The following is a 9283-nucleotide window of genomic DNA, read 5'->3' on the forward strand; positions in this document are numbered from 1 at the left end:
CCGCCCGCCCGCGCACGAGCGCGTCCCCGGTGTCCATGCCCGCCTCCCCGCCGACCCGGCTGCGCATCCCCTCCATCGGCGTGGACGCGGCCGTCGACGAGCTCGGCCTGAACACGGACGGCACCGTCGCGGTCCCCGGCGTGCCGAACGACGCCGGCTGGTACAACGGTTCGGCGACACCCGGCCAGACCGGCGCGTCCGTGCTGCTCGGCCATGTGGACTTCGTCGGCACCGGCCCCGCGGTCTTCTACCGGCTCGGCGAGCTCAAGCCGGGCGAGACGATCGTGGTGGAGCGCAAGGACGGCTCGAGCGCCACCTTCTCCGTCGATGCCGTGCGCGAGGCGCTCAAGAGCGACTTCCCGACGCAGGAGGTCTACGGCCCGACCGACGGCACCGCCCAGCTGCGCCTGGTCACCTGCGGCGACTGGGACTCCGGCCAGCACAAGTACGTCGGCAACACCATCGTGTTCGCGACGCTCGTCCCGCCGCACCCGGCATCGGCCGCGGCGAGCACGAAGGCCTCGACGGCCTCGCGCCCGCGCGGCGAGCGAGGCCCGCGCTAACGCCGCATCCCCGGTTCTTCCCAGCGAAGGAGAAGACGATGTTCCTCAGGGCATTCGAAGGCTGGCACATCCTCATCATCGTCGGCCTGTGCGTCGTGCTGTTCGGCGCGCGCAAGCTGCCCGACTCGGCCCGTTCGATCGGCCAGTCCCTGCGGATCTTCAAGTCCGAGGTGAGGGCGGCCGGCCAGGACGGCGAGGCGACGGCCGACCCGGCCGGCATCGCCAAGCCCGTCGGCGTCGCGGAGGGCGTGAACACCGCGGACAACGCCGCGGCGCCCGGCCCCGGGCCGCAGACGGCGCAGACGGCGCAGACCGCGCAGACGGCGCAGTTCGAGCACGTCCGGCGCGACGAGTCGGACCGGACCTGACGAGGGATCAGCGGCCCGTTCGGGTGCGGCCGGACGGGCGAATGTGCCGAGCGGGACGCAAGGCCGCGCGCCGGACCTGCCGAAGTAGTCGGGGACCGACTCCGCACCCCGAGAAATAGAGGACCGACCATGACCACGGGCCACGACCACCGCTACGGACCCTCCTCGGCCGCCAGCGTCGTGCTGAACCTCGGCGAGGACATCGGAGCCCTCGTCATCGAGGCCGACGAATCCCTGCTCGGCGTCGAGATCGAGATCAGCCCCCTGCCGCGCGGGGAGGAGGCCCCGGTGCGCACGCACTCCATGGTGCGCCAGCGCCTGACCCGGCCCGAGCCCACCTACGACGCCGTCTACCCCGATCTGAAGGAGGGCGGCTACACGATCTGGAGCGGCCCGGACACCGCCGCGGCCACGGTGGAGATCAGCGGAGGCCGCATCACCCGCCACCGCTACACCGGCGCCGTCAGCGCGTAGCCGGGCCACCGCCGCGTAGCCGGATAACCGCCGCGTAACCGCACCACCGCCGGCCGGGGCACGCAGCCGAGCCGCTAGCATCGGTCGGCATGACGGCCACGGGGAGCGGCAGCGGCAACAGCGGTGATCACGGCACGAGCAGCCGCGGCCTGAAGAAGCGCGTGCGCACCGGCTTCCTGCGGCTGCTCAACCTCACGCTCAACCGCCTCACCCGCCGCCTCGCGCACGCGGGGCGCGGGCCGTTCTCCGTGGTCGTGCACACCGGGCGCCGGAGCGGGCGCGAGTACCGCACGCCGCTGGTCCTGGTGGCCGTGCCGGAGGGCTTCGTGGTCGAACTCACCTACGGCCCGAACGTGGACTGGCTGCGCAACGTGGAGGCGGCCGGGGGGTGCACCGTCGTGTATCGCGGCGCGCCGCACCGCATCGTCGGCGTCGAGCCCTGCGATATACGGCGCGGGCGGAGGGCCTTTCCCCGGCCGGTCGCACTGGTCCTCGCGGCCGCGGGCGCGCGGCACTTCCGGATCCTGCGCGAGGCGCACCAGGGCACGACGGACTGAGCCGCACAGACGCGAAACCCGGCGAACCGGAGTCGGCTCGCCGGGCTGCGCGGTCCGTCAGGAGGCGACGATGCCTTCGCCGCCGACGGCGTCGGGCACGATCTCGGCGCCGATCGGCACGAGCTTGCCGTCGGGCCGGATCGCGAACGCGTCCAGGATGCCGTTCCCCCCGGTCTGCACGTACAGGAACCGGCCGTCGCGCGAGGCGGCCGAGTCGACGGTGCCCGGGTCGGTCGGGAAGACGCCGAGGGAGCGCAGCGAGCCGGCCACGCCCGCGCGGTAGGCGCTCACGGTGCTGCTGCCCGCGTTGGACGCGAACAGCAGATTCCCCACCCGGGTGATCCAGCACGTGGCCGACTGGCCGGTCTGGGCCGTGCGCAGCTGCACGAGCCGCCCGTCACGCTCGAGCCGGAAGGACACCACGGCGTTCGGCCCGGCCTCGGTCAGGTACAGCGTCCGGGAGTCCGGGTCCTCGACGAAGGAGAACGGCACCGCGCTGGGCAGGTGGGTGACCACCGGAGCCCACGCGGGGGCGCCCTCGTCGTCGAGCCGGAAGACGTCCACGTTGTCGCCGTTGGCCTTGGTCGTCACGATCAGGTCGCGGCCCCGGTCGGCGAACCCGACCTGTCCGGGGGTGTTGGTGTACTGCGGCGTCGCGGTCGGGTCGAGCCCGAGCGCGCGGTGCCGGTCCGAGTGCGGGCGCAGCCGCCCGTCCTCGACGGTGTAGCCCTGGATCGCGCCGCCGTCGAGGGCGTCGAGGACGTAGACCGCGTCGTCGTGCACGGCGACGCTCACCGGGAACTTGCCGCCGGAGCCGACCACCTGGCGCAGCGAGAGCAGGTCGCCGTACACGGCGAAGACCGAGACGGTGTCGCTGCCCGCGTTCACCGCGTACAGCAGCCGGTGCCGCGGGTCGTAGGTCAGCGAGCCCTGCGAGGCGAGGTGGTCGACGACCGAGCCGTCGAGCTTCCCGCCGAGCCCGCCGGTGTCGTAGGCCGCGAGCCGGGTCAGCCGCCCGTCCTCGGCCCGGCGGTAGGCGACGACCTGGTTGCCCGTCAGGGCGTCGGTCTGGGCGAACACGACCGGACCGATACCCCGCAGGGGCACGAGCCCCCCGCCGCTCTGCGCGGCCGAGGCCGTCCCGCCCCAGATCCCCGCCGCCGCGAACGCCGCCGCGGCAGCCGCCGTGAATCGCATGGCTGTGTGCACGTCAAAGCCTCCTGAAACCCGTCGCGTGGGCCCCGCGGCATGGCGCGCCGGTTCCTCTCGGCCTGTCACCTGCCGCGATCACCTCTCGTCCCGGATGCTAGGAGACAAAGGGCTACGATCCGGGCAGACTCCCCCGAAGCGTCGGCGGGGTTACCCCGGACAGAACAGTCGAGGAGGTGCGCGCCTTGATCGCGGACCTGATCCCGTAGCCGAGCGTGAGCACCGCGGCCAGGACGAGGGCGACCCAGCCCACCGCGGCGGGTGTGAGATTCTCGACGGTCTGGTCGTCCCCGATGTAGCCGACCAGGCCAGCGAGCCAGCACGCGGCCAGCGACGGAAGCACCCAGCGCAGCCCGGGCGCCGCCCGCCGCAGCCGGATCCGCAGAGCCCACAGTCCGAAGAACACCGGCCAGACGATCGAGGCGCCGAGCCCGGAGAGATCGGCCATCCGCTGCGCCTGCGGCGTGGCGCAGTCCGCGCCGCAGTCCACCGGCACGACTTTGCCCTGCCAGGTCACCGTGACGAGGGAGAAGTCGAAGTCGCCCGAGCCGTCGCCCTCCCACTGCCCCGAGCCGACGGCTCCGATCGGGTCGCCGACCGCGATGTCGTCGAACGCCGGCTGCGCCGCGCCGAACCAGGCGTCCACCGTCGTGGCGTCGGCGATGGGCTCGCCGAGTTGGGAGGCCGGGCCGATCAGCAGATCGGTCACACCGCCGCTCCCGTCGCGATCGACCTTGAGCACGCGCGCGTCCGTGACCGTGCACCAGCTTTGCGGCGCCGTCCCGTCGATGGCCGCCGTCGCACTGCAGGCCGGGACGGGACCGAAGGCGCCCTGCGGCCCGAAGTCCTCATGACCGGCCGCGACCATGAAGAGCACGCCCAGCATGCCGAACAGGGCGATCATGGCGTGCAGCAGACCGTTGCGCCGCGCTCCGCCCCGATGCGTCAACGCCCACACCTGGAGCGCGTAGTACCCCGTCGGAGGCGCGTCCTCGGGATTTGCCGCCGCACGTTCGCGATAGAGGTGTCGCTGCTCGTATATGGCGTTGATCGCCGCGTGGAACCGCGCGTCGTAGGGCTCCGCCGACGCGGCCGGCGCGGGCAGGAACCGCACCGAGCCGTCGGCGAGGACCAGTTGGACCCGCAGGTAGCCCGGCTTCGGGCCCGGCCCCTTGATGTTCACCACGCGTACGTCACGGATCAGCTCCCACGGCAGCAGGAGCGTGCCGTTCCAGAACCGGCTTATCGCGATCCCGTCAGGACCGGCGACTACCTTGACCGAGCTGCGCCCGGCCCTGTTGCGCGACGACCGCAATCTTCTGACTATCACAGCACGAGCCCTCCCCAGACGGGGCTCCCGCCCCAACCGGAGCGTACACCGCACCGGATGTCGACAGCCTGGCAGCCTCTCAAACCAGTGGCCTGAAGCCCTCGGATCTCCTTACCGTGTCGGCTATGCCGACACCCGTGCTCTTCTGCCAGGACCCGCTCAATCCCCGGCGCGTGGACGAACACTTCGCGCCCGAGGCCCGGGAGGTGCGCGACCGCGGCGGGGCGGTCGGGTTGATCGACCACGACGCGCTGCTGCGCGGTGATGCGCGGCAGGCCGTGGCCCGCGTGCCGGCCGGGCTGGAGCACGCCTGGTACCGGGGATGGATGATTCCGGCCGACCGCTACGCCGAATTGGCGCAGGCGTTGAGCCGACGCGGTACGGAGCTGCTCGTCACCCCGGACCGATACCGGGCCGCCCACGAGCTTCCGGGCTGGTACGCGCAGTTCGCCGAGGTCACGCCCGCGAGCGCGTGGCTTGCCGCCAAGCCCGGCGAGATCCCGGCCGCCGGGGAACTCGCCGCGCTCGCCGCGCTCCTGCCGCCCGGTGCGGGAATCGTGAAGGACTACGTGAAATCCCGCAAGCACGAGTGGGAGCAGGCCTGCTTCGTCCCCGATCTCGCCGACACGGCGGGTCTGGCCCGGGTGGTGCGGCGCTGCGTGGAACTGCAGGAGGAGTTCCTGGCCGGCGGAGTCGTGCTGCGCGGCTTCGAGACCTTCGCCAAGCCCGAGTCCGTGGCCGCAGAGGTGCGCGTGTGGTGGCTGGACGGCGAGCCCCGGCTGCTCACGCCGCATCCGGACAGTCCGCACGAGCAGGCACTCGAGCCCGACCTCGACCCCATCCAGCCCGCGGTGCGGAGCCTGGGCTGCCGGTTCGTCACCACGGACGTGGCCCTGCGCGCCGACGGCGCCTGGCGGGTCGTCGAGGTCGGCGACGGACAAGTCAGCGACCTGCATCCGTCGTGCGATCGCGCGGAGTTCGCCGCCCTGTTGGTCGACGCGTAGCGCGCCCGGCGCTCGACGCGTGGCCCGCCGCGGTTCCCGTTGCGGCTCCCGTTGCGCCGCACCGGGAACCGCGTCCGGCGGCCCGGCTTTCACCTGGGCTTCAGCCGCCTTCGCGGAAAATGCCACCGGCCAACCATATGTTCACCTGTTACCCCACCCGCGGCCACCTGGCCCTCCTAGCCTCGGGCCCATGGCCAATTCCAACCTGACGCCCCGTGACCTGGCGGGTATGTCCATCGCCGAACAGCACGAGTGGTTCAAGAAGGCGACCTCCCGCCGTTCGCTGCTGCGCGGCGGCCTCGTCGGCGCCGGCGCGATCGCCGCGGTCGGCACCGTCGCGACCGGCCCGGCCTCGGCCGCCGCCGGCTCCTCCGCCGCCACCGCGGCCAAGGCGCCCGGCAGTGCCTCGCTGCTGGCCTCCGCCGACCGGCCGGCCGGCTCCTTCCTCGCGCCCTTCGCCCGGCACGTCCAGTTCGGGCCGGACCCCACGACCTCCTTCGCGGTGACCTGGCAGGTGCCCGCGGTCGTCTCCCGCCCCTTCGTCCGCATCGGCCACTCGCCGCTCGAGCTCGGTGAGAAGATCTCGGCCGAGCTTTCCGTGCTGAGCACCCCGTGGGGCGACGTCTCGCCCATCGACTCGGTGCCGCTGGCCACGCCGACCACGGTGGAGCAGTACTACGTCCAGGCCCGGATCTCGCACCTGCTGCCCGGCACGACCTACTACTACGCGGTCGGCCACGACGGCTACGACCCGGCCACCCGGCCCGGGCTCGAGCCGGTGCGCACCTTCACCACCGCGCCGAAGCAGGCTGTGGAGTTCACCTTCACCGCCTTCGGCGACCAGGGCGAGAGCTACGACGCGGTGGCCACCGGCAACCTGGTGCGCTCGGTCAACCCGGCCTTCCACCTGCACGCCGGCGACCTGTCCTACGCCAACGACGGCGGCAGCGGCCTGCTGACCAACGCCTACGACCCGCGCGTGTGGGACTCGTTCCTGGTGCAGAACGAGCCGTTCGCCTCGACCGTGCCGTGGCAGGCCGTGGTCGGCAACCACGAGATGGAGCCCTGGTACTCCCCCGACGGCTACGGCGGCTACTTCGAGCGCTTCGCCCAGCCGGTGGCGAACCAGTCCTACTACTCCTTCACCTACGGCAACGTGGCGTTCCTCGCCCTCGACGCCAACGACGTCACCTACGAGTACACCGCGAACAACGGCTACTCCGGCGGCGCCCAGACCACCTGGCTGGCCCGGCAGCTGGCCGGCTTCCGCGCGAACAAGAACATCGACTTCATCGTGGCGTACTTCCACGAGTGCGCCTACTGCACCGCCACCGCGCACGCTTCCGACGGCGGCGTGCGGGCGGCCTGGACGCCGCTGTTCGACCAGTACTCGGTCGACCTGGTGATCAACGGCCACAACCACGTCTACGAGCGCACCGACCCGCTCAAGGCCGGCGCCGTCACCACCTCCGCCCCGATCGGCGCGACCGTCACCCCGGCGACGCAGGGCACGACCTACGTGGTCGCGGGCAGCGCGGGCAACAGCCTCTACGCGTTCACCGCGGGCGACAGCTACGAAGGCGCCGTGGAGAACGACTCGGCCGTCGCCTCCTGGTACCGCGACTCCACCGGCGGCAAGACCAACGAGACGGTGGACTGGTCGCGCATCCGCTACACCGGCTACGCGCTGCTGACGGTGCAGGCCCGGCCCGGCACCCGCTCCGCGAAGCCCGAGCTGGTGCTGAGCGCGATCAACGAGGCCGGCACCGAGATCGACCGGCTCACCATCCAGCGCTAGCCGCTCCGGAAGTGACGCGGTAACGCGGTGACGCGGTAATACAGCACCCCGATTCCGGCCCCGACCGCCTCGCAGCGGTCGGAGTCGGAACCGGGGTGCTCGTCCGCGTCAGCGGGCCGGTACCGCCGCGACCGTGACAGGGGCCTGCATCACGCGGGTGTGGTCGACGGTGCGGGCCTCGCCGACGAGGGCCACCTCCGCCGAACTGCCGGGGTCCGCGGCCGACTGGGCGACGGTGAGCACGACGCGGCCGGGCTCGACCACCCGGCGCAGGTCGCGGCCGGTGAAGCTGGTCAGGTCGGCGTGCACGGCGAACTCGACCGCGGCCGATTCCCCTGCCCCGAGGGCGATCCGGGTGAAGCCGATCAGCCTGCGTACCGGCCGGGTGACACTGGCCACCGGGTCGGTGAGGTAGAGCTGCGGCACGGCCGTCCCCCCGCGCACGCCCGTGTTGGTCACGGTCGCGCGCACGGTGACGGACCCGTCGGTCGGGATCGCCGCCTCACTCACCCGGGCGTCTTCGATGACGAATTCCGTGTACGCCAACCCGTGTCCGAACGCGAACGCGGGGGTGGGGTCGATGTTGCTGACCCCGTCGGACTTGAGTGCGAGCGGAACCGCGAGGTAGGTGCCCGGCTGGCTGGCCGCGTCCCCCGGGATCTGCACCGGCAGCCGGCCGGAGGGCTCGACCCGGCCGGAGAGCACTCCGGTGATCGCGCCCGCGCCCGCCTGCCCCGGGAAGAAGGCCTGCACGGTCGCGGCGGCGCGCCGCGCGTACTGCGCGATCGCGTACGGCCGGCCCGAGAGCACGACCAGGACGACCGCCTTGGCCGCGTCGAGCACGGCGTGCGCGAGTTCGCCCTGCCGGCCCGGGAGTTCGAGCGTTGCGACGTCGCAGCCCTCGCCGGAGGTGCCGTGGCCGAACATGCCCGAGCGGTCGCCGACGACGAGGACGGTCAGGTCCGCCTCCCGCGCCGCGGCCACGGCGCCCGCGATCCCCGCCGCGTCGCCGTCCCGGATCGCGCAGCCGGGCTCGTGGCGCACGGCGGCGCCGGGGAACTCGGTGCGCACGGCGTCGAGCACGGTCGGCGCGTCCACCCCGAGCGGCAGGCCCGGGTGGTGCGGCAGGACGTGGTTGGGGAACGAGTAGCAGCCGAACAGGCAGCCCGCGTCGTCGGCACCGGGACCGATCACCGCGATCGAGCGCGGGCCCGCCTCGGCGGCCGAGCCGAGCGGCAGCAGGCCGGAGGCGTTGTCCAGCAGCACGACGGACTCCTCCGCCACCCGCCGGGCGACGTCGCGGTTGTGCGGCGAGTCCAGGTCCGCGGCCGCGGCGGCCTCGAACCCAGGGCCCTGATCCCGAGCGGGCGTCCAGTCCGGGTCGAGCAGGCCGAGCGCGGCCTTCTGGGTCAGCACCCGAAGTGCGGCGCGGTCGAGCAGATCCGAGGGGACCAGGCCGTCCTGCACCATCTGCCGCAGCGGCTCGCCGTACCCGGAGGTGTGCGGCAGCTCCACGTCGATGCCGGCGCGCAGCGCGTCCCTCGCCGCCGCGAGTACGTCGGAGGCGATGTTGTGGGTCGAGGCGAGGAACGCGATGGACCAGTAGTCGGAGACCACCGTGCCCTCGAAGCCCCAGGTCTCCCGCAGCAGCTCGGTCAGCAGCCGCTCGTCGGCGCCGCACGGGATGCCGTCGATCTCGTTGTACGCGTTCATCACCGAGCCGACCGGACCGTGCACCACCGCCCGCTCGAACGGAGGCAGGATCACGTCGGCGAGCTCGCGCGGGCCGAGCGCGGCCGGGGCGTGGTTGCGGGCCGAGCGCGAGGTGGAGTAGCCGGCGAAGTGCTTGAGAGTCGCGACGACCCCGGCCGACTGCAGGCCCTGGACATAGGCGAGCCCGAGCTCTGCGACGAGATGCGGGTCCTCCCCCATCGTCTCCTCCACCCGCCCCCACCGGTAGTCGCGCACCACGTCGAGCAC

The 9283-nt window shown here is 72.8% G+C and carries 9 protein-coding genes; 6 read left to right on the top strand and 3 right to left on the bottom strand.

Annotated features, from left to right (window positions below; translation table 11 throughout):
• From KDL01_RS35495 to KDL01_RS35510, 4 genes are all read left to right on the top strand, one after another.
• A partial coding sequence (locus KDL01_RS35495) for a class F sortase (protein ID WP_212533084.1) occupies nucleotides 1-563 on the top strand: 563 nt, incomplete at its 5' end.
• A gap of 38 nt (nucleotides 564-601) precedes the next feature.
• A complete protein-coding gene (gene tatA, locus KDL01_RS35500) occupies nucleotides 602-931 on the top strand; it encodes a Sec-independent protein translocase subunit TatA (RefSeq protein WP_212533085.1) in 330 nt (109 codons plus the stop codon).
• Nucleotides 932-1060: 129 nt separating this feature from the next.
• Complete coding sequence (locus KDL01_RS35505; RefSeq protein WP_212533086.1) at nucleotides 1061-1405, top strand: hypothetical protein; 345 nt, start codon at nucleotides 1061-1063, stop codon at nucleotides 1403-1405.
• Nucleotides 1406-1494: 89 nt separating this feature from the next.
• Nucleotides 1495-1962, top strand: a complete 468-nt coding sequence (locus KDL01_RS35510; protein WP_212533087.1) for a PNPOx family protein — start codon at nucleotides 1495-1497, stop codon at nucleotides 1960-1962.
• A gap of 57 nt (nucleotides 1963-2019) precedes the next feature.
• Here KDL01_RS35510 and KDL01_RS35515 read toward each other — a convergent pair whose 3' ends face one another.
• Both KDL01_RS35515 and KDL01_RS35520 read right to left on the bottom strand, forming a co-directional pair.
• On the bottom strand, nucleotides 2020-3171 hold the full coding sequence (locus tag KDL01_RS35515; RefSeq protein ID WP_212533088.1) for a lactonase family protein: 1152 nt from the start codon (nucleotides 3169-3171) through the stop codon (nucleotides 2020-2022).
• 112 nt (nucleotides 3172-3283) lie between these two features.
• A complete protein-coding gene (locus KDL01_RS35520) occupies nucleotides 3284-4486 on the bottom strand; it encodes a hypothetical protein (protein ID WP_212533089.1) in 1203 nt (400 codons plus the stop codon).
• A gap of 140 nt (nucleotides 4487-4626) precedes the next feature.
• Here KDL01_RS35520 and KDL01_RS35525 point away from each other — a divergent pair, with 140 nt between their 5' ends.
• Together KDL01_RS35525 and KDL01_RS35530 are read left to right on the top strand one after the other, a co-directional pair.
• Nucleotides 4627-5505, top strand: a complete 879-nt coding sequence (locus KDL01_RS35525) for an ATP-grasp domain-containing protein (RefSeq protein ID WP_246577453.1) — start codon at nucleotides 4627-4629, stop codon at nucleotides 5503-5505.
• Between the two features lie 190 nt (nucleotides 5506-5695).
• Nucleotides 5696-7303, top strand: coding sequence for a purple acid phosphatase family protein (locus tag KDL01_RS35530; RefSeq protein WP_212533090.1), 1608 nt, complete (start codon nucleotides 5696-5698; stop codon nucleotides 7301-7303).
• A gap of 108 nt (nucleotides 7304-7411) precedes the next feature.
• On the opposite strand, the gene KDL01_RS35535 is transcribed toward KDL01_RS35530, so the two are convergent.
• Nucleotides 7412-9283: glycoside hydrolase family 3 N-terminal domain-containing protein (locus tag KDL01_RS35535; RefSeq protein ID WP_212533091.1), on the bottom strand; the 1872-nt coding region annotated here is incomplete at its 5' end.

Source organism: Actinospica durhamensis, assembly GCF_018139695.1.
In the GTDB taxonomy this organism is placed as follows: domain Bacteria; phylum Actinomycetota; class Actinomycetes; order Streptomycetales; family Catenulisporaceae; genus Actinospica; species Actinospica durhamensis.

Coding starts and splice junctions, on each gene's coding strand:
- KDL01_RS35525 (WP_246577453.1), top strand. CDS start 4,627: ATGCCGACACCCGTGCTCTTCTGCCAGGACCCGCTCAATCCCCGGCGC.
- KDL01_RS35510 (WP_212533087.1), top strand. CDS start 1,495: ATGACGGCCACGGGGAGCGGCAGCGGCAACAGCGGTGATCACGGCACG.
- KDL01_RS35505 (WP_212533086.1), top strand. CDS start 1,061: ATGACCACGGGCCACGACCACCGCTACGGACCCTCCTCGGCCGCCAGC.
- KDL01_RS35530 (WP_212533090.1), top strand. CDS start 5,696: ATGGCCAATTCCAACCTGACGCCCCGTGACCTGGCGGGTATGTCCATC.
- tatA (WP_212533085.1), top strand. CDS start 602: ATGTTCCTCAGGGCATTCGAAGGCTGGCACATCCTCATCATCGTCGGC.